We start from the raw sequence: 25848 nt of genomic DNA, 5'->3' as shown, positions 1-25848 counted from the left end.
GCGGGTGTCCGGTGGACTGTAGGAAGGTGGGCCGCCGCTGCCTACGCGCCTGATGCGCAAGGCTGGCATGCCGTCCGCGACACATCGCGGCCACGGCGGCACGGGTGCATCAGCGGCCGGTGAACGCCGGCGCGCGCTTCTCGCGGAACGCGGTCTGCGCTTCGCGGGCATCGTCTGTGCGGCCGATCGCCGCGGTCATGTCCTGCTCGTAGCGGTAACCGTCGCGCAGGCTCATGTCCTCGATGACGTTCATCGTGTGCTTGCCCATGCGCGTGGACACCGGACTCTTGGCGGCGATGCTGCGGGCGATCTCCAGTGCCGTCGGCAGCAGCGCCTCGTGCGCGGTGCAGGCTTCGACGATGCCGAGCCGGTAGAGCTCCGCACCGTCGACGCGGTGCCCGGTCAGGGCCATGCGTCGCAGACGCGAATGGCCGAACAGGCGCATCGCATGGCGACAGCCGCCGAGCAGGCCCACGTCGACTTCCGGCAGGCCCAGCGATGCACGCTCGGACGCGACCAGGATGTCGGCCGAGGCGACCATCGCCAGACCCGACCCCAGCGCTGCGCCGTTGATCGCGACGACCACGGGCTTGGCGCATTCGCGGATCGCATGGAAGCATTCACGGGTGCGGCGGGCATGCGCCGGCAGATCGCCGGGGCCCCTGATGATCTCCGCGCGCCCCTTGAGGTCCGCGCCTGCGCAGAACACCTTGCCCGCCGCCGTCAGCAGCACGACGCGCACGTCGTCGAGTTCCGAGATGCGGTCCAGCGCGAGCGTGAGTTCGTCGTTGAGCGTGCGCGTCAACGCGTTCACCGGAGGGGCGTCGAGCGTCAGCGTTGCGACGTGGTCGGCGATGTCGACCTGGAGCTGGGTGTAATCGTCCATGTGGCGCCTGCAGCCCGTACCGGAGATGACATCCGAGTCTAGGCAGGCGGTCGGCGCCCCACGATGCGGGCGCCCGCAGAGCAGCTTTGCGGATTCGCGCAACACGTCGCCATGCCGCGCCCGCGCCGTCAGTCGTACAGCGCGGCCGGATTGTCGACGAGGATCAGCTGCGCGAGCGCGGCAGGCGTCCAGTCGCGGAACAGGGCGAGCAGATCCGCCGCATCGGGCGCCGGTTCCACGCGCAGATGCGGCCAGTCGCTGCCCCACACCAGCTGCGCGGGATTGGTGTCGAGCAGCGCCTGATGGAATGCGCGGCCGCGCGCGAGATCGGTGCCGAACAGATTGCGATAGGCGCACAGTTTGACCCAGGCGTGACCGTCACCGACCAGCGCCCGCAGCGCATCGAAGCCGGGCGCATCGACGCCGGCTTCGACGTCGAAACCGCCCATGTGGTCGATGACCACGGTCACCGGCAATGCGCGCAGCGCGGTGTCGATCCCGGGCAGCGCCGTGGTGTCGGTCCACAGCTCGGCATGCAAGCCGGCGTCGGCCATCGCAGGCGCGAGCGCGACCAGATCGTCGACGCTGGCGCTGCCGGCGAAGTTGCCGGCGCCGCTGCGATGACTGAAGCGCAGGCCGCGCACACCGCGTGCGCGCAGGTCGGCGAGATCACGATGTTCGTCGGCGCGGGCCACCATCACCCCGCGCAGCTGCGGCGCGGCGTCCAGCGCATGCAGCAGCAGCGCATGGTCGGGGCCGTAGGCGCTCGCGTGCACCAGCACGCCGCGCGTCAGATCGAGCCGCTGCAGCAGGCCGAGATAGGCGTCTAGCGTCGCTTCGGGCGGCGTATAGCTGCGCTCGCCGGCCAGCGGGAAATCCGCGTACGGCCCAAACACATGTGCGTGGCAGTCCCAACCCCCGCTCATCGCAGCGTCGCCTGTGGCAAGTCGAATGCAGGCGCGACGCCGTCGGGCAGTGGAATCTCGTGTGCGTTGAGTGTCATCGCGACCATCGTGTAGTAGCCCACCAGCGCAGTCAGCTCGACCACGGCCACCGTGCCGAGCAGCGCGAGCGCGCGTGCATACACGGTGTCCGAGACCGAGCGGTGCGCATTGAGCTCTGCGGCGAACGCGACGACCACGGCCTCGTCCTCCGCGAGACCGGTCGGTACTTCACGCGCGAGCAGCGCTTCGATCACCGGAGGTTCCAGTCCGATGCGCTCGCTTTCCAGCCGATGCGCATACCACTCGAACGGCGAGTTGCAGGCGCGTCCGGTCACCAGAATCGCCAGTTCCGACTGGCGTGGTGTCAGCGAGGTGTCGTAGCGCAGCAGCGCACCGAGTGCCTGCCAGCGGTCGGCAAGTTCGGGGCTGTGCAGCGCGGCGCGCAGCGGGCCCTGGATCTTCCCGCGCGGGCCGGACACGATGCGGTCGTACACGGCGCGTTGCGCGGGCGACATGTCGTCGGGGGCGGGCAGGGCAATACGGGGCATCAGGACTCCGGAACGGCGGCGACGTCGACACGTCGCGGAGCGACGACCCTAGCCGCCGGTGCATCGACGATCCAGCCCGTTGCCTGCAAGCCAGTTATGCGTGGGCCGGCGGTTGCGGCCGATCGCGATGCCAGATGCCGGTCTCGGCCATCTCCCGCACGATGGTTTCGATCTGCGACGCGACCGCCGAGACGGCACGGCCGGGATTCTTCGAGCGCGCCATCGCCATCGAGATCGTCCGCTGCACCGGCGGATCGGTGATCCGCGACGCCTGCAGCGAGCCGTCGTCGAGCTCGTGCCAGACCGCGTGGATCGGCAGCACGGTGTAGAGCCCGTCGCGCGCGGTGAGCGATTTCTGCAGCGGCAGCGAGTCCGCCTCGATCGCCGGCGACAGCGCGATGTCACGCTGCCGGGCGATGCTGTCCAGTGCGCGGCGCAGGCCGTTCGGTGCACTCGGCAACACCAGCGGCAGGCCGTCGAGTCGATCGAAGGCGACGGTCTTGTTGCGGGTGAGCGCATCGCGCTGCGGGCCGATCAGATAACTGTCGACGACCGCGAGCGGCTGCTCCATCTCGTGGGTGGAGGTGCCGTAGCGGTAGAGGATGGCGATGTCGATGCGCGCATCGGCCAGCCACTCTTCGACTTGGCCGCCGGAGCCTTCGAGGATCTTCAGGCTGACACTGGCGAAGCGCTCGCGCAGCGCGGCGAACAGCGGTGCGGTGATCGTCTGCGAGATCGATGGCAGCAGGCCCAGCGTGACCCGGCCGGTCGGCGCGAGCGCCTCGCCGCGGATGTCGGCGTCGAGCAGCGCGGCGTCTGCCAGCAGCGCCTTGACCCGCGGAAGCACATGCGCGCCAAGCTCCGACAACTGCACGCCGCGACCGGTGCGGGTGAACAGCCGCGCGCCGCAATCGCGCTCGAGCGCATTGAGTTGGCGGCTGAGCAGGGACTGGTTGCTGTCGAGGAACAACGCCGCACGGGTGATGCTGCCGAGTTCCGCGATCGCGACGAACGCACGCCAGCGGTGCAGGTCCGACGCGATGCCGATTTCGAACTCGGTGGGTTTGGCCGCTTGCATCGCCGATCCTGATGGAGATGCGAACCAGGTTCCGGTTCGCGTGTCTCGAGGCTGTGCAGCGTACGCCTGCGTCCAGATCGCGCCAAGGCGAGACATCGCGTGACATCCCCATCGCCTGACACATGCAGCGCAGGTTCCTGGAACGGCTGACCTGCGAAACGACCGGGAAAAATGCTGTGCTGCAACAATCGTTGACGCAAGGCGGCCATGTCTCGCATGGCATAGCTGGATTGTCCGCGGACTCCGTGCGCCGGCCAAAAACCCACCGATAGACTCCGCTACGTCGAGACGCCATGGCCCATGCGCCGGAACGTCTCGCACCACGACGAGGGAGGTGTGGAATGCAGCGTCGCCAGCAAGTCGCCATGCCGCGCCCGCGGCCGGGTATCGATCGACGGATCCATGTCGCGACCACGCGGCGCGGCGATGTGTCCGCCGTCGATGCCATGCCGGCCGCCCGATGGATTCACCGGCGCATGCCGGTGCCCTGACCCCCGTCATTCCACCGAAAGGTCGGGTGCAGGACGCCCCGACCGCACCTGTTGTTCCGACACATCCGCCAGGCCTTGCAGCCGGGCCGGCGAGCCGTGCACGCCAGTCCGCAGCGCGAAGGAACCCCCTGCCTCGTGACGCGGCGGACGCGTTGGAACCACTGCCCGCATGGATGCCCATCCGAACACGACAACCAGATTGAAGGGGATGTGCGAATGAGACAGACGATAGCGAGCGTGACGATCTGCGCCGGCATGGTGCTGAGTGCATCGGCCGCCGCGCAGCAACCGCAGACGCCGCCGGAGCCCGCGCCCGCGCCTGCGGCGGCCCCCGCCGCTGCGACCCCCGCCGCGAAAGCGCCGCTCAAGCCGATCGGCCTGTACGGCATCGTCGACGTCTTCGTGACCACAGGCGACTACGGCAACGGCACACGCACACGCGTCGATTCGAACGGCGCGCGCGCCAGCCGGCTCGGCCTGCGCGGCGGCAAGGCGCTCACCGACGACCTGTCGGTCCAGTACACCTACGAAATGGGCCTCGATCTGACCCACGCCCGAAAGGCCGACCGCCATCGCGTGTTCAACCGCCAGGCCTGGGTGTCGCTGGTCAGCGAGGACTACGGCATGGTGCGTGTGGGTCGTCAGAACACCCCGCAGTTCATCATGCTGGGCAAGTACGACGCGATGGACGCGACCACGCAGTCGTCGGGTCTGTTGAATCTGGCGCCGTTCAATCCGCGCTACAGCCGTCTGGTGTCGTACTTCACCCCGAAGCTCGCCGGTGCGGTGACGCTGCAGGCGCATTACGGCCTGGGCGAACACCTGTTCAACGGCAACCGCACCAACAGTTGGCATGTCGCGGCGGAATACGAGAAAGGCCCGGTCGGCGTCGGCGTGACCCACGAGCACGTCAAAGATCTGGGCACCGCCACGGTCGAGACCGACTACACGCTGGCCGGCGGCAGTTACGACTTCGGCCGCTTCAAGGTGTTCGGTGGCTACCACCACGTCACCACCAGCAATGCCAGCCGCGAAGCCGATACCTACTCGACGTCGGTGCTCTACCGCATGACGCCGGTCGACACGCTGTCGCTGGGCTATAGCGCGCTGTCGGACCGTCTGCCGGCCAACAACGACGCCAGCCAGGTCGGCCTGCTGTACCAGCGCTTCCTGCGCCCTCAGACGGTGATCTACGCCGGCGTGGCGCATATCAACAACCGCAATGCCGCGCGTTTCACCCTCAACGGCTCCGCGGTCGCGGGCACGCCGCTCACCGAGCCGGGCTTCAATCCGCAGGCGCTGCAGCTGGGCTTCCGCCATGGCTTCTGACCTGAATCTTCCGTCCGCTGTCGATACCGACGGCACATCCGCGCCGTCGTGCGCGCTGGCATTCTTCGCTCCAGGAGACATCGCATGAGTCATGACGCAGCGCCGCAGGGGATCCATCAGGGATCCGACGCGAAGACCATCCGCCGGGTCGCCATCTCCAGCTGGATCGGCACCACGATCGAGTTCTACGACTTCCTGCTCTACGGCACCGCCGCCGCGCTGGTGTTCGGCAAGCTGTTCTTCCCGGAAAACAGTGCGACGGCCGGCACCCTGGCGGCGTTCGCGACGCTGGCTGTGGGCTACATCGCCCGGCCGCTGGGCGCGGCCGTGTTCGGCCACTACGGCGACAAGGTCGGCCGCAAGAAGATGCTGCTGCTGACGCTGATCCTGATGGGCGGTTCGAGCACCCTCATCGGCCTGCTGCCGACCTATCACAGCGTCGGCATCCTCGCGCCGATCCTGCTGGTGATGTGCCGCTTGGTGCAGGGCATCGCGATCGGCGGCGAGTGGGGTGGTGCCGCGTTGATGGTCGTCGAACATGCCGGCGCGAAGAACCGCGCGTTCTGGGGCAGCTTCGCGCAGATCGGCGCGCCGACCGGCGTGCTGCTGTCGACCGGCGTGCTGGCGATCATGACCCAGCTGCCGCCCGAGCAGTTCGAGAGCTGGGGCTGGCGCGTGCCGTTCCTGCTCAGCGTGTTCCTGCTGATCATCGGCTACTACATCCGCACCAGCGTGACCGAAAGCCCCTTGTTCGCCGAAGCCAAGAAGAGCGAGCAGGGCGTGGCCAAGGTGCCGTTCGTCGAGCTGATGCGCGCGCCGGGTCCGTTGTTCAGCGCGATGGGTGCGGGTCTGGGCGCGTTCGTGATCCAGGCGGTCATGCTGTTGTTCGGTCTGTCGCATGCGATCAGCGTCGGCTTCGACCGCAGTGACGTGCTGCTGATCCAGGTGGCGGGTTCGGCCGAGCTGATCGTGCTGGTCGTGGTGATGGCGGTGCTGGCCGACAAGGTGGGCCGGCGTCCGGTGGTGCTCGGCGGTGCGTTGCTGTCGGCGGCCTGGGCCTTCCCGATGCTCAATCTCATCAATACCGGCGAATTGTGGGCGCTGATGCTGGCAGTCGGCGTGGGCACGATCGCGCAGGCTGCGATGTACGCGCCGCTGGTCGCGTTTCTGACCGAGAAGTTCAAGCTGCGCACCCGCTACACCGGCGCGTCGCTGGGCTACCAGGGCGCGGCGCTGATCGGTGCCGGCTTCACCCCGATGATCGCCACCGCACTGAAGGCCGAGTTCGGCGGCACGTTCGCCGTGTCGATGCTGTTGCTGGTCACCAGCCTGATCTGTGCCGGCTGCGTGTACTTCGCCAAGGAAAGCCAGCACAACGACCTGCGTCAGTGAGAGCGCGACGGCCCGCGTCGCCGCCTCGACCCATGCGCCCGGATCCCGGGCGCATGGAGGTTTGCAAGCCCCGCCGTTTGATGGAATCCATGTGTCGATGAATCACCCCGCTTTCCGTGGCGCGCCCGGCGCCAGATTTCGCCGCCTGCTGGTACGGGGCGATGTGCAGCTCGACGTGATCGTCGAAGGCGCCGGCCCTGCGATCGTGCTGCTGCCCTCGCTCGGTCGCGATTCCGAGGACTACGACGTGGTCGCCGCGGGACTCGCGCTGCAGGGTTTTCTCGTGCTGCGGCCACAGCCGCGCGGTCTCGGTCGCAGTCATGGGCCGATGCTCGATCTGACGCTGCAGGACTACGCCGACGACATCGCGTTCGTCATCGCCGAACTGTCGGCCGGACCGGCGGTCATCGTCGGCCATGCATTTGGCAACTGGGTCGCGCGGATGACCGCCAGCGTGCATCCCAAACAGGTGCGCGGCGTGGTGATCGCGGCGGCGGCGGCCAAGCGTTATCCCGCGCAACTGACCGCCAGCATCCGCCGCATCGTGGATCCCGCGGTCGACGATGCCGAGCGCCTGCAGCATCTGCAGTCGACGTTCTTCGCGCCCGGCAACGATGCCTCGGTGTGGCTGGACGGTTGGCACGACTATGTACGCGACAGCCAGTTCGCCGCGCACCAGGCCACGCCGCAGGGCGACTGGTGGGCCGCCGGTGAGGTGCCGTTGCTCGATCTGCAGGCCGCGGACGATCCGTTCAAGCCCGCCGACAAGCGCGAAGAACTGCGCGATGAACTCGGTCCGCGCGTGTCGATTGCCTTGATTGAGCACGCGAGCCACGCATTGATTCCCGAGCAGCCGGAGCGCGTCGTCGAGGAAGTCGTGCGCTGGGTCCGGACGCTGTGATGCACATCGACACCACCACCCACGCCACGAGGCGCCAAAGCGATGCATGACGTCTTCATCTGCGATGCAGTGCGCACGCCGATCGGCCGCTACGGCGGCGGTCTGGCGCCGGTGCGCGCCGACGATCTGGCGGCACTGCCGCTGCAGGCCCTGATGCGGCGCAATCCACAGGTCGACTGGTCGCGGCTGGACGAAGTGTTCCTCGGCTGCGCCAACCAGTCCGGCGAGGACAACCGCAACGTTGCACGGATGGCAGCGTTGCTTGCCGGCCTGCCTGTCGAAGTGCCGGGCGTGACCGTCAATCGCCTGTGCGCGTCGGGCATGGACGCGGTGGGCGCCGCGTTCCGCGCAATCGCCAGCGGCGAGCTCGAACTGGCGATCGCCGGCGGCGTGGAATCGATGTCGCGTGCCCCGTTCGTCATGGGCAAGGCCGAGGCCGCGTTCGGGCGCACCCAGGTGCTGGAAGACACCACGATGGGCTGGCGGTTCGTGAACCCTGCGCTCACCGCGTTGCACGGCACCGAGACGATGCCGCAGACCGGCGACAACGTTGCCGCCGAGCACGCCGTCTCGCGCGCGGACCAGGATGCGTTCGCGCTGCGCAGCCAGCAACGCGCCGCGCGCGCGCAAGCGGCCGGATTTTTCGCCGACGAGATCGTTCCGGTGGAGGTCACCACGCGCAAGGGCACGCTGGTCGTCGACCGTGACGAACATCCGCGGCCCGACACCACGCTCGAGACGCTGCAGAAGCTGCGGCCGGTCAACGGCGCCGACCGCAGCGTGACTGCGGGCAACGCGTCGGGCATCAACGACGGCGCAGCCGCGATGATCCTCGCCTGCGCCAGCGCAGTGCGTGCGCATGGCCTGACGCCGCGCGGCCGCGTGCTCGGCATGGCCAGTGCCGGCGTCGCGCCGCGTGTCATGGGTATCGGGCCAGTGCCTGCCGTCCATAGACTCTGCGCGCGCCTGCAGATGTCCGTGGCGGACTTCGATGTCGTGGAACTCAACGAGGCCTTCGCCAGTCAGAGCCTGGCGGTACTGCGCACACTTGGACTCGCCGACGATGCGCCACAGGTCAATCCGAACGGTGGAGCGATCGCACTCGGCCATCCGCTCGGCATGAGCGGCGCGCGCCTGGTGCTGAGCGCGTTGCATCAGCTCGAAGTGCAGCAGGGCGACAGGGCCCTGGCCACGATGTGCGTCGGTGTCGGCCAGGGCGTGGCCCTGGCGATCGAGCGTATCCGATGACACGCATGCCGCACTCCATCCGCAATCCGGATCCAACGCCATGAACCACCGCACGATCGGCCGCACCGGTGTCCGCGTTTCGCAGCTGTGCTTCGGCACGATGTCGTTCGGCTCCTATTCCGACGCCGACGCTTCGAAAGCCATGTTCGCGCGCTGCCGCGAGGCCGGCATCAACTTCTTCGACTGTGCGAACTCCTACGCAGGCAGCCGGTCCGAAACGATTCTCGGCGAGTGCATCGCCGAATCGAAATCGCGCGACGACATCGTGCTGGTGTCCAAGGTCTGCCGCCCGATGGGACCGGGCGTGAACGATCGGGGACTCTCGCGCCACCACATCATGCGCGAGGTGGAACAGAGCCTGCGCCGGCTGCAGACCGACCGCATCGACTTCTACTTCATGCACCACTACGACCCGCTGACGCCGGTCGAGGAATCGCTGCGCGCGTTCGACGACCTGCAGCGGCAGGGGAAGATCCTCTACCCGGCGGTCAGCAACTGGGCCGCCTGGCGCATCGCCAAGGCGCTGGGCATCTCGGAACGCGAATCACTGGCACGCTTCGAGCTGGTCCAGCCGATGTACAACCTGGTCAAGCGCCAGGCCGAAGTCGAACTGTTTCCGCTGGCCGAGTCGGAGCAGCTGGGCGTGATCGTCTACAGCCCGCTCGCCAGCGGTCTGCTGACCGGCCTGTACGGCGTGGGCCGCAAGCCCGAGACCGGCCGCCTCAACGAGGCGCGCTATTCGCAGCGCTACGCCGACCGCATGAACTACGAGGTGGCCGATCGCTTCACCGCGTTCGCCGCCGAACACGGCTTTCATCCGCCGTCGCTGGCAGTGGCCTGGGCGATGTCGCACCCGGCCGTGACCGCACCGATCATCGGCGCCGAAACCGTCGAACAGCTCGACGGCTATCTCGGTGCGCTGGACATCGACCTGACGCCCGACCTGCGCCAGCAGATCTCCGATCTTTCGTTCGTGCCCGATGTCGGCACCGAACGCACCGTCGACTGATCCGGCGTTCCTCCCCCCTTCGCCGGTTCGCCGGCGACGCCGTACTGCTCTGAAGGAGTTCCCATGCACAAGACCCACCTGCTCATCGACAACCAGGACGTCGCGACCGACGACTACCTCGAAGTCCGCGATCCCGGCCGCACCGCCGACATCGTCGGCCTGCTCGCACAGGGCACCGCGGCGCATGTCGACGAGGCCGTGCAGGCTGCGCATCGCGCGTATGCCGGCTGGCGCGACACGCCGCTGGCGCAGCGCCAGGCGCTGCTGACGCAGGCCGCGGATCTGCTGGTGGCCGAAGGGCCGGGCGTGGCCGAACTGATGGCCCGCGAGTCCGGCATGCTGGTGCCGACCAACAAGGCCGAAGCCGGCATGTCGGCTGCGATCATCCGTGACAACGTCGATCTCGCCACGGAGTTCCTGAAGCCGCTGCAGGTCGAGGACGAGGCCAGCTGGGTCAGCGTCGAGAAGCGGTCGATCGGCGTGATCGCCGGCATCATTCCGTGGAACGCCCCGATCATCCTGACCATGCGCAAGCTCGCGCCCGCGCTGGTCTGCGGCAACACGCTGGTCCTCAAGCCCGCGCCGACTGCAGCACTCGGCCTGTCGGCGCTGCTGAAGAAGATCGCCGCGCTGTTCCCGCCCGGCGTCATCAACGTGATGCACGGCGGTGCCGAGGTCGGCACGGCACTGACGACGCATCCACTGGTGCGCAAGGTGTCGTTCACCGGTGGCGGCACGGTCGCGAAGGCGATCATGAAAGCCGCAGCGGACAGCATCAAGGGCGTGCAGTTCGAACTCGGCGGCAACGATCCGGCGATCGTGCTGGCCGATGCAGACCTCGACGACGTGATCCCGAAGATCGTCGGCGGCGTGTTCCGTCGCTCGGGCCAGTTCTGCTTCGCGGTCAAGCGCATCTACGTGCAGCGGCCGATCTACGACGCGTTCTTCGAGAAGTTCATCGCCGAGGTCGACAGGTTCAAGGTCGGGCACCCGCTCGCCGAGGGCGCGACCTTCGGCCCGGTCAACAACCGCTCGCAGTTCGAGTATCTGCAGGGTCTGGCCGAGCGCACCCGCGCCGCCGGCGCCGAGGTGATCGAACTCGGCAGCAAGCTCGACGCCAGCACCTGGGACGACGGCTACTACCTGCTGCCGGCCGTGGTGAAGCACGCGGCGCCGGATCTGGAGGTCGTGGTCAACGAGCAGTTCGGTCCGATCATCCCGATCGTCGCATTCGACGATGTGGAAGACGCCATCCGTCTCGCCAACGACAGCGAACTGGGTCTGGCGTCCAGTGTCTGGTCGACCGATGCGGATCAGGCCGTCGCGATCGCCAGCCGCATCGAGGCCGGCATGACCTTCATCAACAACGCCGGCACGTCGCGCATCGGCCAGAAGAACAGCCCGTTCGGTGGCGTGAAGCAGAGCGGCATCGGCCGCGAGAGTTCGGAAGTGGGCCTGTCCGAGTACGTGGAGTACCACGCCATCAACTTCCACAAGTGAGCGGACCGGTCGCAGGAGACACACGCATGCATATCCCCACGCTTCAACTGCTGATCGACAACCAGGATGTCGAGACCAGCGACTATCTCGAGGTTCGCGATCCGGGCCGCTTCGCCGATGTCGTCGGTCGCGCTGCGCAGGCCGACGCGAGCCACGTTGATCTCGCCGTGCAGGCCGCGCATCGCGCGTTTCCGGGCTGGGCGGCGACCCCGCTCGAGTCGCGCATCGAACGTGTGCTCGCGGTCGCCGATCTGCTCGAATCGATGGTCGATGAACTGACCCCGATCGTCGTCGCCGAGTCCGGCCTGCTGCCGCAGGAAATCCGCATGGAGATCGCCGGCTCCGCATTCGCCACCCGTGACAATGTCGATGCCGCCCGCGCGTTCCTGCAGATCCAGCGCGTCGAGGACGACACCAGCTGGGTGACGGTCGAGAAGAAGCCGGTCGGTGTGATCGCGGGCTTCGTGCCGTGGAACGCGCCGGTCGTGCTGATGATCCGCAAGCTCGCGCCCGCACTCGTCTGCGGCAATACCATCGTCATCAAGACACCGCCGACCACGCCGCTCGGCGTGGGCACGCTGCTCAAGCGCGCGGCCGCACTGTTCCCGCCGGGCGTCATCAACGTGCTGCACGGCGGCAGCGACACCGGCTCGGCGCTGGTCGCGCATCCGCTGGTGCGCAAGATCTCGTTCACCGGCGGCGGCAAGGCGGCGACGGCCATCATGAAAAGTGCCGCCGATACCATCAAGAGCGTGCAGTTCGAGCTGGGCGGCAACGATCCGGCGATCGTGCTCGACGACATGGATCTCGATGCGCAGATGCCGACGCTGGTTGCCGGCACCTTCCATCGTTCGGGGCAGTTCTGTTTCGCGGTCAAGCGCATCTACGTACCGCGTGCCATCTACGACACCTTCTTCGAGAAGTTCAGCGCCGAGGTCGCGAAGTTCCGCATCGGCCATCCGCTCGATCCGCGCACCACGTTCGGTCCGGTCAACAACGCGGCGCAGTACCGCTACGTGCAGGACCTCGTGGCCCGGGCGAAAGACAGCAGTGCGACGGTCGTGGAACTCGGAGAGCCGGTCGATCCCGACACCTGGCAGGACGGCTATTACCTGCGTCCGGTGCTGGTGAAGCATCCGACGCCGGATCAGGAAATCGTCACCTGCGAACAGTTCGGCCCGGTCGTGCCGGTGATTGCGTACGACAGCGAGGATGCGGTCATCGCGATGGCCAACGACAGCGAGTACGGCCTGGGCTCCAGCATCTGGACCACGAATTTCGAGCGTGCGGTCGCTATGGCGCGGCGTATCGAGGCGGGCATGACCTACATCAACAAGAACGCGCAGTCGCGCCTCGGGCGTCGCTACATGCCGTTCGGCGGAGTGAAGCAGAGCGGCATCGGCACGGAGAACGGCGAATTCGGTCTGGCCGATTACGTCGAATACCACGCGATCAACTTCCACACATGAACCAGCTGACCCGTCCCGTGATCGAGACCGCCCCGGGAGGCGGTGATCCTGGTGCGATGCGTCGCGAGGAGCACGCCGTGAGTCGTCATCAACTGTTGCAGGGCAAGACCGCCATCGTGACCGGTGCCGCGTCGGGGCTCGGCCATGCCATCGCCGCGCTGTTCCATGCGCAGGGCGCGCGCGTGATCGTCGCCGATCTCAATGGCGAGGCCGCGGATGGAGTGGCGGCGACGCTTGGCGGGGGTGCCCATGCGGTGCAGGCCGATGTCGCCTCGGAAACCAGCATCCGCGCGCTGGTGGACGCCACGGTGTCGCGCTTCGGCACAATCGACGTGCTGGTGAACTGCGCCGGCGTGCCGCAGGTCTATACCGCGATCGAGGACCTGGAAGAACGCCACTGGGACTGGATCCTGGGCGTCAATGCCAAGTCGATCTTCCTGGCCTGCAAGCACGTCGTGCCGCATATGAAACAGGCGGGCGGCGGCACGATCGTCAACATCGGTTCGATCGTCGGCGTGCGTCCCAAGCCGGGCCAGAACGCCTATTGCGCATCCAAGGCTGCGACGATCGCGCTGAGCCAGTCGCTCGCGCTGGAGCTGGCGTCGAGCCACATCCGCGTCAATGTCATCAACCCGGGCGCGGCGGAAACGCCGATGCTCGGCGGCTTTCTGGATCCGGCCAAGACCTCGCTGGAAGACGCCAAGAAGCTGTTCGCGGGGAACATCCCGATGGGTTCGCTGATCCAGCCCGACGACATCGCCGAAGCGGCGCTCTATCTCGCCTCCTCGCTGTCGAAGCAGGTCACCGGACTGGTGATGAACGTGGACGGCGGTCGCGGCGTCTGAGGTGACGCACCATCGCCGGGCGAAACCGGCGATGGTGACGGACGGCATCGGGCTCAGTGCCCGGCAGCGGGACGCGCCCCAGGCTTGTCGTGCACGCCGAGCCGCTCGACCAGCGTCGCGCTCGCGGCGTTGAGTCCAAGCACCTCGACGTCGACGCCGCGCGCGCGCAGTTTCATCACCACGGTATCGAGTGCGCCGATCGCGCTGAGATCCCAGAAGTGCGCGTGGGTCAGGTCGATCACGACGCGCGGCACCGGCTCCAGCAGATCGAAGGCATCGCCGAATGCGTTGGCCGAGGCGAAGAACACCTGGCCGCGCACGACGTAGCGGCGGATGCCGTCGGCGTCGAGCGAATCTTCGACATTGAGCAGCCGGCCGACACGCCGGGCGAAGAACAGCGCCGAGAGCAGCACGCCGGTCAGCACGCCCTTGGCGAGATCGTGCGTCGCCACGGTGACGACGACGGTGCTGAGCATCACCACGCTTGATCCCGGCGGATGCCGACGCAGGTCCAGCAGCGACTGCCAGCTGAAGGTGCCGATCGAGACCATAATCATCACCGCGACCAGCGCGGCCATCGGAATCATCCCGACCCACGGCCCGGCAAACACCACCAGTGCCAGCAGCACGGTGCCGGCGACCATCGACGACAGCCGCCCGCGACCGCCGGATTTCACGTTGATCACCGACTGGCCGATCATCGCGCAGCCGGCCATGCCGCCGAGGAAACCGGTGGCGATGTTGGCCGCGCCCTGGCCCACGCATTCGCGGTGCTTGTCGCTGGGCGTGTCGGTCATGTCGTCGACGATGCGTGCGGTCAGCAGTGATTCCAGCAGGCCAACCACCGCGAGCGTTGCCGACACCGGCAGCACGATGCGCAAGGTCTCCAGCGTCCACGGCACGTCGGGCAGCAGGAACACCGGCAGGCTGTCGGGCAGCGCGCCCATGTCGGACACCGTGCGCACGTCGATCCCCATTGCGGCGACGAGCACCGTCATCGCGACGATCGCCACCAGCGGCGACGGGACCGCGCGGGTGATGCGTGGGAGTCCGTAGATGATCGCCAGCGCCGCCGCGCACAGCGCGTAGACCGTCCACGGCATGCCGACCAGTTCCGGCAGCTGCGCGGCGAAGATCAGGATCGCCAGCGCGTTCACGAATCCGGTGATCACCGAGCGCGAGACGAAACGCATCAGCGATGCGAGTTTCAGCACGCCCGCGAGGATCTGGAACGCGCCCGCGAGCAGCGTCGCGACCAGCAGGTACTGCAGGCCGTGGTCGCGCACCAGCGTGACCATCACCAGCGCCATCGCGCCGGTGGCGGCGGAGATCATGGCGGGGCGGCCGCCGACGATCGCGGTGACCACGGCCATCGAGAACGAGGCGTAGAGACCGACGCGTGGATCGACGCCGGCGATGATCGAGAATGCGATCGCTTCGGGAATCAGTGCGAGCGCGACGACGAGTCCGGCGAGCACGTCGCCACGGATGTTGCCGAGCCATTGCTGGCGCAGCGGAATCTTGGAATGCATGGGATAGCCCTGACTGAGCCGGACACGCAGCGGTGTCCGGCGGGATGACGGTGCATGGCATAGCGCGGCGACGCCCGGTGGGCGGCGCGGAAACGGCGGCTATGGTGGCGTGGTCGTCATCAGGGGCAGGGCGGGTGACGCGGGGGCGCGCAGTCTAACGCAGGTCAGTAGAGGTGACGCTCAGTCCTCGCCGATGTCCTCGTTCCAGACCTCCGGATGCGCGGCGATGAAGCCGCCGAGCAGCTCGACGCATGTCTGGCTATGCATGTCGATCACCTCGACACCGGCCTCGCGCAGCCAGTCGATGCCGCCCTGGAAGGTCTGCGATTCACCGACGACGACGGTGCCGATGCCGAACTGACGCACGAGGCCGCTGCAGTACCAGCACGGCGCGAGCGTGGTGACCATGATCGTGTCGCGGTAGGAACGCTGACGCCCGGCCTTGCGAAACGCATCGGTCTCGCCATGGATCGACGGATCGCTTTCCTGCACGCGGCGGTTGTGGCCGCAACCGAGCAGGCGTCCGTCCTGGTGATACAGCGCCGCGCCGATCGGGATGCCACCTTCCGCAAGGCCCTGTCGGGCTTCGGCAATGGCGGTGTCGAGCAGGGCGCGGTAGTCGGGCGTGGCGATCATGCGGGCGCTCATCGATACATCGGGCACGCAGTCTGCCTGCCGCATCCGTCGCGGTCGAGCGTGAGACGCCTCGTCAACTTCTTAACGAACGCGTGGCAGAATCCGTGGCCCCCAAAAGCGCGATGCAAGAACACCTATGGAATGGCTGTCCGACCCCACGATCTGGATGGGGCTGGCGACCCTGGTAGTCCTCGAGATCATTCTCGGCATCGACAACCTGGTGTTCATCGCGATTCTCGCCGACAAGCTGCCACCGGAGCAGCGCGACAAGGCCCGTGTGATCGGCCTGTCGCTGGCACTGTTGATGCGGCTGGTCCTGCTGGCGCTGGTGGCGTGGATCGCCGGCCTGATCACGCCGTTGTTCACGCTCTGGGGCAACGACTTCTCCGGGCGCGATTTGATCCTGCTGATCGGCGGCGTGTTCCTGTTGTTCAAGGCGACGATGGAGCTGCACGAGCGGCTCGAAGGCCAGCAGAGCCAGACCAGCACGAAGCGCGTCTACGCCTCGTTCGGTGTCGTGCTCACCCAGATCGTCGTGCTCGACGCGGTGTTCTCGCTCGATTCGGTGATCACCGCGGTCGGCATGGTCGAGCACCTCGGCGTGATGTACGCGGCGGTCACCATCGCGATGGCGGTGATGCTGCTCGCCAGCAAGCCGCTGACCACCTTCGTCAACAAGCATCCGACCGTCGTCGTGCTGTGTCTGGGCTTCCTGCTGATGATCGGTTTCAGCCTGGTCGCCGAAGGCCTGGGCTTCAAGATTCCGAAGGGCTATCTGTACGCGGCGATCGCGTTCTCGATCCTGGTCGAGGCCTTCAACCAGTGGTCGCGCTTCAATCGCGAGCGCCACGCGCAGCAGCTGCCGTTCCGCCAGCGCACCGCCGATGCCGTGCTGCGTCTGCTCGGCACACGTCCTACCGCGCACATCGAGGATGGTGCGATCGACGTGCCGCAGGGCGAGGGCGAGGAACGTCTCGAAGCCGCCGAGCACGACATGATCCGCAGCGTGCTCACGCTGGCCGAGCGCCCGGTGTCGAGCGTGATGACGGTGCGCAGCGACATCGAGTGGATCGACGCGACGCGCGGCATCGAACACGCGACCGCGCGCCTGATCGAATCGCCGCATACGCGCCTGCTGGTCTGCGACGGCGAACTCGACCAGATGCTGGGCATCGTGCAGAGCGGCGATCTGCTGTCGAGCGTGCTGCAGGGCCGCGCGCTGAACGTCACCGATTTCGTGCGCGAGCCGCTGGTGGTGCCCGAGGGCACCTCGACGCTGCGCGTGCTGGAGCAGATCCGCGCGCATCCAATTCCGCTGGCGGTGGTCGTCGACGAATACGGCAGTCTCGAGGGCATGGTGACCGCGAACGATCTGCTGGCGACGATCGCCGGCGATCTGGTCGACACCCAGGACGCCGACTATGCCGCGAGTCGCGGCGACGACGGCATCTGGCTGGTCGACGGCTCGATGTCGCTGCAGGATCTGGAGCAGACCACGGGCATCGTGCTGCCGCGCGAAGCGACCTACGTCACCCTGTCGGGCCTGGTGCTGCACCTACTCGACCGCATGCCGGTCGAAGGCGACACCGTGACCGTCGGCGCCTGGCAGCTGCAGGTCGAATCGCTGGAGCGGCGCCGCGTGGGCAAGCTGCGGATCGCGCCGGTCCCGGATGAGGGATAATCGACCCATGAGCGACGAATCCAACAAGCCCGGCACCACCCATTTCGGTTTCCGCGACGTGCCCACCGGGGACAAGCAGAAGCTCGTCGGCGAGGTGTTCTCCTCGGTCGCAGGCAACTACGACCTGATGAACGACCTGATGAGCCTCGGCATCCACCGGGTGTGGAAGCGCTACTTCGCCGCGACCGCGCAGGTGCGCACCGGTGACCGCGTGCTCGATCTGGCCGGCGGTACCGGCGACATCGCCGCGCTGCTGAAATCCCGCGTCGGCGAATCCGGCGAACTGGTGCTCGGCGACATCAACGCCTCGATGCTGCGCGTCGGCCGCGACCGCATGACCGATCGCGGCAACGTGCGCGGCTTCGAGTACGTGCAGTGCAATGCCGAGACGCTGCCGTTCCCGGACGCCAGCTTCGATCTGGTGACGATCGCCTTCGGCCTGCGCAACGTGACCGACAAGGACGCTGCACTGCGCGAGATGCTGCGCGTGCTGAAAGTGGGCGGCCAGGCGCGCGTGCTCGAGTTCTCGGAAGTGAAGGCCGACTGGTTCAAGCCGATCTACGACTTCCATTCCTTCCAGATCATGCCGCGGCTGGGCAAGCTATTCGCGCGTGATAGCGACAGCTACCAGTACCTGTCGGAATCGATCCGCAAGCACCCGCCGCAGGATGCGCTCAAGGGGATGATGGAGACGGCCGGCTTCGCGCGCTGCAAGTACCGCAATCTCAGCGGTGGCATCGTCGCGATCCACGACGGCTTCAAGGCCTGAATACGCTGCTGCGCCGCGGATGGGGTGCAGCACACCGGAGCGAGGGCAGGGCGCACGGTAGAATCGCCGGCTTGTCCCCCGTGTGGATTGTCCGATGCGCCCACTCCGTTCCGCCGCTGGCCTGCTGGCATTGGCCGTTCTTGCGCTGACCGCATGCAACCGTGATGCACCGCCTGCCGGCGAGCCGACCGCGCCGCCTGCCCAGGCCGCCGCCGTCGACCGCGATGAGCATTCCTACGCCGAGCCCGGCAAGGTCGTTACCGAAGACCTGGCGCTCGATATCGCGCTGGACTTCGATGCCAAGACCATCGCCGGCACCGCGACCTACACGCTGCAGTGGAAGGATCAGTCCGCGACCCAGCTGGTGCTCGACACGCGCGACCTGACGATCTCCAAGGTCGAAGGCGAGGCCGCCGGCGGCCAGTGGCAGCCGCTGCAGTACGCGCTCGCGCAGGCCGATGCGACGCTGGGCAGCAAGCTCACCATCGAAACGCCTGAACGGAACGCCAAGGTCCGCGTGACCTATGTGACCTCGCCGGATGCGTCGGGCCTGCAGTGGCTCACGCCGGAGATGACCGAAGGCAAGCAGTTGCCCTTCATGTTCAGCCAGTCGCAGCAGATCCACGCGCGTTCGTGGGTGCCGCTGCAGGACACGCCGGCGATCCGCTACACCTACACCGCGCACGTCACCGCACGCCCGGACGTCATGGTGCTGATGAGCGCCGACAACGATCCGGCCGCCCAGCGTGACGGCGATTACACCTTCAAGATGCCGCAGAAGATTCCGTCGTACCTGATGGCGATCGCGGCCGGCGATCTGGTGTTCAAGGAGATCTCGGGCCGCGCCGGCGTGTGGGCCGAGCCGGCGATGATCGATCGCGCGGTGGCGGAATTCGCCGATACCGAAAAAATGATCGCCACCACCGAGCAGCTCTACGGTCCCTATCGCTGGGAGCGCTACGACCTGCTGATCCTGCCGCCGTCGTTCCCGTACGGCGGCATGGAGAATCCGCGTCTGTCGTTCATCACCCCGACCGTCATCGTCGGCGACAAGTCGCTGGTCTCGCTGATCGCGCACGAGCTCGCGCACAGCTGGTCGGGCAACCTGGTGACCTTCTCCAGCGCCAAGCACGGCTGGCTCAACGAAGGCTTTACCAGCTACGTCGAGAACCGCATCGTCGAGTCGCTGTACGGCAAGGAAGTCAGCGACATGGAGTACGTGATCGCGCGTAACTCCCTGCGCGAGAACATCGCGTCGATGCCCGAAGCCACGCAGGCGCTGGCGGTGAAGCCGGATGTCGCACTCGATGCCGACGACGCGCTGAGCGCGGTGTCCTACGACAAGGGCGCGTGGTTCCTGCAGTTCCTCGAGCAGCGCTTCGGTCGCGAGAATTTCGACGTGTTCCTGCGCGGCTACTTCGACCACTTCGCGTTCCAGAGCATCACGACGGAACAGTTCCTCGCGTACGCCAAGGAGAACCTGTTCGACAAGTTCCCCGACACCGTGACCGACGCCGAGATCCAGGAATGGGTCTACGCGCCGGGCATTCCGGGCTACGCGCCGCAGGTGATGTCGCGCAACTTCGGCATCGTCGATTCCGCGCGTCTGGCGTGGCTGGGCAGCGCGCAGCTGCCGCCGCGTCAGATCACCGACGCGTGGTCGACCCAGGAATGGCTGCACTTCCTCGAAAGCCTGCCGCCGACGCTGACCGTCGAACAGCTGACCCAGCTGGACGAGGCCTACAAATTCACCGGTACGGAGAATGGCGAGATCGCGATGCGCTGGTATCCGCTGGCGGTGGGCAGCGGCTACACGCAGGCGAACGAGGCACTGGCCGAGTTCACCGCGCGCGTCGGCCGTCGCAAGCTGATCATGCCGATCTACACCGCGCTGGTGCAGACCGAGCCGGGTCTCGCGCTGGCGAAGCAGATCTTCGCAACCGCACGTCCGGGCTACCACCCGATCACGACCGGTTCGGTGGAGAAGCTGATCAACGAGGCCAAGCCCGCACCGGCGCCGGCACCGGCTGAAGTGCCTGCGGCCGTGCCTGCCGATCCGGCGGCGCCGGCACCCGCCAACTGAGGCGATGCAGGCATTGAGCCATCCGTTCGCGGCCGCCCTCGTGGCGGCCGCGTGCGTTGCGGCCATCGGCATCGGCGCATTCGCGTGGCTGCTGTTCCGCGAGCCGCGGCAGCTGATCCGCGCCGAGTACGGGCGCCAGCGTCGACGTCTGCGACTGGCTGTGCATCGCGCGCGCATCGACGGCCTGCGCTGGTGCTGGACGGAGCGCGCAGGCACCGATGCATCCGCGCCGACGCTGGTGATGCTGCACGGCTACACCGGCAGCAAGGAGAACTGGTACCGGCTCGTGCCCGAACTCGATGCACGCTTCCGCTTGGTGATGCCGGACCTGCCGGGCTGGGGCGACAGCGAACGTATCGCGGACGCCGACCACGGCTTCGTCGCCGAAGCCGCGCACGTCGCCGCGTTCCTGCTTCATCTCGATGCAGGCCCGGTGGTGCTGCTGGGGCATTCGATGGGCGGCGGCATCGCCGCACTGGTCGCCGCGAAATATCCCGAGCTCGTCGCGCGCGTCGGTCTGCTCGATGCGGCCGGTGTGCACTTCGAGGACAACGCCTTCGGGCTCGCCGTGCTCGACGGCCGCAATCCGTTCGGCATCGAGGACACCACGTCGATAGAGCAGTACATGTCCGTGCTGTTCCACGAGCGCAGTGCGCGGCCGCCGCTGCCCTGGCCGGGCACGATCGCGTTCGTGCGCCATCGCCGCAATGAGGCCGCGTTCGAACAATCGGTGCTCGATCGCATCGGCCGCAGTGACGAACGGTTTGCGCCCGGCGATGCTGCCGGCGAGATCCGTCAGCCTGCGGTGCTGATCTGGGGCGCGCACGATGCGGTGATCGATCCGAGCGCGATGGCCCTGTACGCTGCCCGCATGCCGCAGGCGCGTCAGGTCCTGCTCGAGCGCAGCGGCCACATGACCCTGATGGAGCAACCGCGCGATGTCGCCGACGCGGTGCACTGGCTGATCGAACGAGGAACGCCCGCATGACATCCCGACACCTGCTCGCCACCGCACTGCTCGCCGCGCTGCTCCCGCTGACCGCCTGCCAGGATCGCGAAGCCCAGGCCGCCGCACAGGCGCAGGCCCAAGCCGCCGCAGCCGAACAACAGGCCGAAGCGGCGGAGGCTGATTTCGAAGCCGCCATCGCGATCGAGAACTGGGCATTGGCGAAGGCACAGGCCGACGTGTTGCTCGCGCGCTATCCCGACACCGCCGCCGCAGAACGCGTGCGTGCGAAGTTCGACGACGTCGCGGCCAAGGGCGACGCGTTGCGCGAAACCGCGCGCACCCAGGCGTTGTGGATCTACAACACCGCGAACGTCGAAGGCGGCGAACAGCTGTCGGCGGCGATCTACGCCAAAGACAACATCGACGTCGATGGCACCGGCGCGAAACAGGTGCGCCTGATCTTCCGCGACCATCCGTCTTGGGGACGCAGCAGCTACCTCGTGCTGCAGGCCGGCGATTTCGACTGCTACCCCAACTGCCGCGTCAGCGTGCGCGTCGACGACGGCGAGCCGCGACGCATGGCGGCAAACCGCCCGAAGACCGACGAGGCCATCGCCATGTTCATCGACGACGAGCGCGCGCTGTGGCGCCTGCTCGACGGCGCGAAAACGGTGTCGATCGAGTTCCCGGTGAAGGCGGGCGGTACACGGAGCGCGGTGTTCGAGGTGGCGGGGCTGGATCGGGCGAAGTTGCCGAAGTGGGGCTGAGGGCGGGTCCGTCCGCATTGGTGCGATATCGGTGAGCAGTGTCGCCTGAGGCAACGGCGGCCAGTGAGATTGCGCAAATCTCCAAAGCCGTCGTTCCAGCGGCTTTCAACAGCCGAATGGCTGTTCAAGCTGGAACCCATCTTGATTTTCGCTCGTGCTCCACACCTCGCGTGTGGCGCGCCTCCACGCGAAAGTGGATTCCAGCGTGACCTGCCATCCGGCTTTTAGAAGTCGCTGGAATGCAGAAGCAAATCGCTCGCTCATGCTCCGCGTCACTCGCGCGGGTGATTCTTTTCCGCAAAGATGGATTCCAGATTTACCAGCCGTGCGTCTGTTACAAGCCGCTGGAATGACGGGAAAATCCCGACGGTCGGAGTGCTCTAACTGCTGTCATTTCGGCGAAGGCCGGGCCTTCAACGGACGCATGTCCGGTCATCCAGCGCCTTTGCGTGCCGCAAAAGCGTCAGTCAGGCGAGCTGGGACTTTACATACAGCGGGAAGTCACTGGATGACCAGCCATTCGGCTGTTGAAGGGCACCTCCGGCATTTGCCGGGATGACGGGCGGAGAGGTAGCTGGTGAATCCTCATTCCCACATGCCCAATGGCACACGCCGCAGGCGCGAAGGAAACCTAGCCTCACCCCACGCCATCCCGGAAGGCCACATGCACACGCCACGGTTGCCCGCACCGCACAGCGCCACCCGCATCCGCCTGATCCGAATCGGCATTCTCGCCATCGTGCCCGCCTGGTTACTGATGCTCTTCGGCAGCGGCGTCCTCAAGCCCGGCTACTCGCACGTCTCGCAGTACATCAGCGAACTCAACGCCATCGGCACGCCGTACGCCTGGCAGATCGGGCTGTTCGGTTTCGTACCGTTCGGGTTGTTGCTGGCAGTCGTGCTGATACTCGCGTCGCCGCTGCTGCCGATCCGCGGCGTCGCGCGTGTGGGCTACTGGATGCTGTTGCTCGAAGCCGTCGCCTACATCGGCTCGGCATTCGCACCCTGTGATGCCGGTTGTCCTGCAGAAGGCTCACGCAGCCAGCAACTGCACAACCTGCTCGGCCTGTTGACCTATCTCGGGACATGCGTGGGCGTCGTGCTGCTGGCCTGCGGCACCAGGCTGCCATCGCGCACGCGCGCGGCGCTGCTGGTGGTGGCGATGCTGTGGCTGCTGCTGTTCTTCGCGATGGTGCTGCCGCCGTTCGAACCGGTGCGCGGACTGCTGCAGCGCATAGGTGAGGCGATCCTCTACGTCACGCTGCTGACGCTCGCATGGCGTGGGCTGCCGCGCCGCTGACTCAGCGGCAGTTGCCCTGCGCGATGGCCATGCGCTGGCTCGCTGCATTGCGCTCACGCGTCGTCGCACGCTGCTGGGCGTCGCGTTGTGCGCGCAGGCCGCTGTGATCCGTGGGATCGCGCGCATCTCCGCCGCGTGCGGCGCGCTGGGTTTCGATCGCTGCGGCGCGACGTTGTGCACTCGCCACGCGGGCAGTGCTGGTCGGCTGGATCGAGCGCGATGCCGCCTGCACGCAGCGTTCGTGCGCAGCGTCGCGTGCGGCGTTCGCGCCGACATGCGTGGGCAGGCGCGGCGAAGGTTCCGCCTGACGCAACACCGGCGCAGCACGCGGCGGTGAATCGGCCGGATTGCGCAGCTGCTGCGCGAAGGCGGGCGCCGTCGCGGTAGCGATCAACAGCATCAGCAGAAGTGGAGTGCGCATGGGACTGTCCGGGTGCACGCAGAACATCGCGTTCGAACGTCCTAGATGCCGTCGCGGTGCAGGCAGGTCAATGCAGCGCGGTCCGCAGGTTCAGGCGCGGGCCGGCTGCCACACCTTCAAAGCGCGCGGCGACGCCCGTCCTGCGTGTCGTTCGGATCGAGACTCGCCAATGGCGCCGGCGGTTGCGCCGGCACTTCGGCCGGCATCGCCACCGGTTCGCGCGCTGCGCCATCGAGCATGCGGGCGCGCCGCCAGCCGCCCCAGCGGTAGTAGCCGATCGACAGCAGCATTGCGAGCAGCGCGCTGGCCGGGAAACTCCACCAGATCGCATCCACGCCGAGCGTCGGCTGCAGCAGCGTTGCGAACGGCACGCGCACGCCCCACAGCGTGACCGCGAGGATTACCAGCGGCGGCATGACCGCACCGGTCGAGCGCACCACGCCGAACAGCACGAAGGTCACGCCGAAGAACAGGAACGACCAGATCGCGATGCGGTTGAGATGCCGCGCGGTCTCCAACGCGACGCTGGCATCGCCGAGGAACAGCGACAGCGCGGCGCGATCGAGCAGCAGCAATAGACCGATCAGCGCACCGGTCATCAACACGTTGAAGCCCACGCCGGTGGCGGCGATGCGTGACACGCGGTCCCAGTGACCGGCGCCGACGTTCTGCGCTGCCATCGTCGAACACGCCGCGCCGATCGCCATCGCCGGCATCTGCACATAGGTCCACAACTGCAGCGCGGCGCCGTAGCCCGCGGTGGTGTCGACGCCGTGCGCGTTGACCATCGAAATCATCGCGATCATCGCCGCCGACAGCATCACCATCTGCAGGCCCATCGGCAGGCCTTTGGCCAGCAGCGCACGCACGATGGTCCAGTCGGGCTTGTAGAGATGGCGCTCGGTGCGATGGATCCACAAGCGGTGCTTCCGATGCCGCAGCCAGGCGAGCAGGGCGGTGAGACCGAGCGCGTTCGCGATCAGGCTCGCCAGCGCCGCGCCGGCCATGCCCATTGCCGGCAGCGGGCCGACGCCGAGCATCAGCATCGGCACCAGCACGATGTCCAGCGCGACCACCAGCAGCAGGAACAGGAATGGCGTACGCGCATCGCCGGCGCCGCGCAGGATCGCCGACAGGAATGCGAACGCGTACAAGAACGGCACCGCGAGAAAGATCAGTTTCAGATAGGCATCCGCATGCGGCAGCGCATCGGCCGGGGTGCCCATCCACAGCAGCACGTGGCGCGACAGTGGCAGGCCGACCAGCGCGACGAGCACCGACGCGGTGAGGAAGAACGTCGCGCTTGTACCGATGACGCGCTTGGCGCCGGGCAGGTCGTCGCGACCGATCGCCTGCGCTACCAGGATCGTCGCCGCCATGCCCACGCCGAACACCGCGCCCAGCAGCAGGAACAGGATGTTGTTGGCATTGGCGATCGCTGCCAGCGCGCCCTCGCCGAGGAAGCGCCCGATCCAGACCGCATTGACCGAACCGTTGAGCGACTGCATGACGTTGCCGCCTAGGATCGGCAGCGCGAACGCGAAGAGCGTGGGGCCGATCGCACCACGGGTCAGGTCGCGTGGTCGGGCGGGGATGTCGGCAGGTCGGCGTCGCGGCATCCGCGCATTCAATCGGGAAGCGGATCGCGGCGTGGTGAGGATGTGGGGTTGGCGGTCTCGTCAGCAGTCACCGCAGGCACGACCCCAGCGCCTCTCCCTCTGGGAGAGAGCCTGCCCCGGACTTGTTCCGGGGTCGACGCGCAAAGCGCGTCGGGTGAGGGCTGGCCAGAGATCTACACCTGCCCCCGCCTGCGGGGCATTGCGCCCTTCCCGGGTGGAAGGTTGGGATGGGGGCAAACAGCCAGATCGCTTCGGAATTCGTTTTCAAGCTTCGTCAGGACATGACCTTCGACTCTGATGTCCGCTCGACTCTGAAGGCTCGCCCCCTCCCAACCCTCCCCCACAAGCAGGGGGAGGGCTCTCACCCGCCCAACGCCGAACTGTGACCCATGCACGCTGGGGCACCCCCCATCTGTCGCGCGGCGCCGGAGGCCCGGACACTGCAGCTATC

At 67.3% G+C, this 25848-nt stretch carries 23 protein-coding genes; 15 read left to right on the top strand and 8 right to left on the bottom strand.

Translation table 11 applies throughout. The features are described from left to right. Window positions 1-109 precede the first annotated feature (109 nt). From ACZ9YD_RS10070 to ACZ9YD_RS10055, 4 genes are all read right to left on the bottom strand, one after another. Window positions 110-886 carry an enoyl-CoA hydratase/isomerase family protein gene (locus tag ACZ9YD_RS10070; protein WP_465075062.1) on the bottom strand — a complete coding sequence of 259 codons (777 nt, stop codon included), beginning with the start codon at window positions 884-886 and terminating at the stop codon, window positions 110-112. A gap of 128 nt (window positions 887-1014) precedes the next feature. After that, the gene (locus ACZ9YD_RS10065) at window positions 1015-1812 is read right to left on the bottom strand and encodes an amidohydrolase family protein (protein ID WP_465075061.1); all 798 of its coding nucleotides are present in this window, start codon (window positions 1810-1812) and stop codon (window positions 1015-1017) included. Beyond that, the gene (locus tag ACZ9YD_RS10060; protein WP_465075059.1) at window positions 1809-2378 is read right to left on the bottom strand and encodes a carboxymuconolactone decarboxylase family protein; all 570 of its coding nucleotides are present in this window, start codon (window positions 2376-2378) and stop codon (window positions 1809-1811) included. The genes ACZ9YD_RS10065 and ACZ9YD_RS10060 overlap by 4 nt, the downstream gene beginning before the upstream one ends. A 94-nt stretch (window positions 2379-2472) precedes the next feature. Further along, entirely contained in the window at window positions 2473-3456 is a 984-nt protein-coding gene (locus ACZ9YD_RS10055) for a LysR family transcriptional regulator (protein ID WP_465075058.1), read from the bottom strand. 341 nt (window positions 3457-3797) lie between these two features. Between ACZ9YD_RS10055 and ACZ9YD_RS10050 the strand changes: the two genes are divergently transcribed. The 9 genes from ACZ9YD_RS10050 (at window position 3798) to ACZ9YD_RS10010 (ending at window position 13640) form a co-directional block, all read left to right on the top strand. Then, entirely contained in the window at window positions 3798-3947 is a 150-nt protein-coding gene (locus ACZ9YD_RS10050) for a hypothetical protein (protein ID WP_465075056.1), read from the top strand. A gap of 216 nt (window positions 3948-4163) precedes the next feature. Then, window positions 4164-5276: a porin gene (locus tag ACZ9YD_RS10045; RefSeq protein WP_465075054.1), complete on the top strand. Its 1113-nt coding sequence runs from the start codon at window positions 4164-4166 to the stop codon at window positions 5274-5276. A gap of 84 nt (window positions 5277-5360) precedes the next feature. Continuing rightward, window positions 5361-6668 carry an MFS transporter gene (locus ACZ9YD_RS10040; protein WP_465075052.1) on the top strand — a complete coding sequence of 436 codons (1308 nt, stop codon included), beginning with the start codon at window positions 5361-5363 and terminating at the stop codon, window positions 6666-6668. A gap of 97 nt (window positions 6669-6765) precedes the next feature. Continuing rightward, window positions 6766-7569: an alpha/beta fold hydrolase gene (locus ACZ9YD_RS10035; RefSeq protein ID WP_465075051.1), complete on the top strand. Its 804-nt coding sequence runs from the start codon at window positions 6766-6768 to the stop codon at window positions 7567-7569. Between the two features lie 42 nt (window positions 7570-7611). Further along, window positions 7612-8817 carry a 3-oxoadipyl-CoA thiolase gene (gene pcaF / locus ACZ9YD_RS10030; RefSeq protein ID WP_465075049.1) on the top strand — a complete coding sequence of 402 codons (1206 nt, stop codon included), beginning with the start codon at window positions 7612-7614 and terminating at the stop codon, window positions 8815-8817. A gap of 40 nt (window positions 8818-8857) precedes the next feature. Then, entirely contained in the window at window positions 8858-9826 is a 969-nt protein-coding gene (locus tag ACZ9YD_RS10025) for an aldo/keto reductase (RefSeq protein WP_465075047.1), read from the top strand. Window positions 9827-9889: 63 nt separating this feature from the next. After that, window positions 9890-11326 (top strand): aldehyde dehydrogenase family protein, encoded by a 1437-nt coding sequence (locus ACZ9YD_RS10020; protein WP_465075046.1) that lies wholly within the window; start codon window positions 9890-9892, stop codon window positions 11324-11326. Between the two features lie 26 nt (window positions 11327-11352). After that, on the top strand, window positions 11353-12795 hold the full coding sequence (locus ACZ9YD_RS10015) for an aldehyde dehydrogenase family protein (protein WP_465075044.1): 1443 nt from the start codon (window positions 11353-11355) through the stop codon (window positions 12793-12795). Window positions 12796-12872: 77 nt separating this feature from the next. Beyond that, window positions 12873-13640 (top strand): SDR family NAD(P)-dependent oxidoreductase, encoded by a 768-nt coding sequence (locus tag ACZ9YD_RS10010; RefSeq protein WP_465075043.1) that lies wholly within the window; start codon window positions 12873-12875, stop codon window positions 13638-13640. Between the two features lie 53 nt (window positions 13641-13693). Here ACZ9YD_RS10010 and ACZ9YD_RS10005 read toward each other — a convergent pair whose 3' ends face one another. Then, the gene (locus tag ACZ9YD_RS10005) at window positions 13694-15172 is read right to left on the bottom strand and encodes a SulP family inorganic anion transporter (RefSeq protein ID WP_465075041.1); all 1479 of its coding nucleotides are present in this window, start codon (window positions 15170-15172) and stop codon (window positions 13694-13696) included. A 180-nt stretch (window positions 15173-15352) separates the two neighbouring features. Continuing rightward, window positions 15353-15808 carry a nucleoside deaminase gene (locus ACZ9YD_RS10000; protein WP_465075525.1) on the bottom strand — a complete coding sequence of 152 codons (456 nt, stop codon included), beginning with the start codon at window positions 15806-15808 and terminating at the stop codon, window positions 15353-15355. A gap of 136 nt (window positions 15809-15944) precedes the next feature. Between ACZ9YD_RS10000 and ACZ9YD_RS09995 the strand changes: the two genes are divergently transcribed. From ACZ9YD_RS09995 to ACZ9YD_RS09970, 6 genes are all read left to right on the top strand, one after another. Then, window positions 15945-17489 carry a TerC family protein gene (locus ACZ9YD_RS09995; RefSeq protein WP_465075040.1) on the top strand — a complete coding sequence of 515 codons (1545 nt, stop codon included), beginning with the start codon at window positions 15945-15947 and terminating at the stop codon, window positions 17487-17489. A 7-nt stretch (window positions 17490-17496) separates the two neighbouring features. Next, complete coding sequence (gene ubiE / locus ACZ9YD_RS09990; RefSeq protein ID WP_465075039.1) at window positions 17497-18258, top strand: bifunctional demethylmenaquinone methyltransferase/2-methoxy-6-polyprenyl-1,4-benzoquinol methylase UbiE; 762 nt, start codon at window positions 17497-17499, stop codon at window positions 18256-18258. A gap of 94 nt (window positions 18259-18352) precedes the next feature. Next, window positions 18353-20341 carry a M1 family metallopeptidase gene (locus ACZ9YD_RS09985; RefSeq protein WP_465075038.1) on the top strand — a complete coding sequence of 663 codons (1989 nt, stop codon included), beginning with the start codon at window positions 18353-18355 and terminating at the stop codon, window positions 20339-20341. A gap of 4 nt (window positions 20342-20345) precedes the next feature. Continuing rightward, window positions 20346-21329: an alpha/beta fold hydrolase gene (locus tag ACZ9YD_RS09980; protein WP_465075037.1), complete on the top strand. Its 984-nt coding sequence runs from the start codon at window positions 20346-20348 to the stop codon at window positions 21327-21329. After that, on the top strand, window positions 21326-22057 hold the full coding sequence (locus tag ACZ9YD_RS09975) for a hypothetical protein (RefSeq protein ID WP_465075036.1): 732 nt from the start codon (window positions 21326-21328) through the stop codon (window positions 22055-22057). The genes ACZ9YD_RS09980 and ACZ9YD_RS09975 overlap by 4 nt, the downstream gene beginning before the upstream one ends. A gap of 664 nt (window positions 22058-22721) precedes the next feature. Beyond that, window positions 22722-23357 (top strand): DUF998 domain-containing protein, encoded by a 636-nt coding sequence (locus tag ACZ9YD_RS09970; RefSeq protein ID WP_465075034.1) that lies wholly within the window; start codon window positions 22722-22724, stop codon window positions 23355-23357. 1 nt (window position 23358) lies between these two features. Here ACZ9YD_RS09970 and ACZ9YD_RS09965 read toward each other — a convergent pair whose 3' ends face one another. Together ACZ9YD_RS09965 and ACZ9YD_RS09960 are read right to left on the bottom strand one after the other, a co-directional pair. Continuing rightward, window positions 23359-23778 (bottom strand): hypothetical protein, encoded by a 420-nt coding sequence (locus ACZ9YD_RS09965; protein ID WP_465075033.1) that lies wholly within the window; start codon window positions 23776-23778, stop codon window positions 23359-23361. Between the two features lie 116 nt (window positions 23779-23894). Next, complete coding sequence (locus ACZ9YD_RS09960; RefSeq protein WP_465075031.1) at window positions 23895-25397, bottom strand: MATE family efflux transporter; 1503 nt, start codon at window positions 25395-25397, stop codon at window positions 23895-23897. Window positions 25398-25848: the final 451 nt, after the last annotated feature.

The organism is Luteimonas sp. AC640a, from assembly GCF_979256585.1.
The sequence above is the reverse complement of the archived record's forward strand: the minus strand, read 5'-3'. Positions and strand labels throughout refer to the sequence as shown.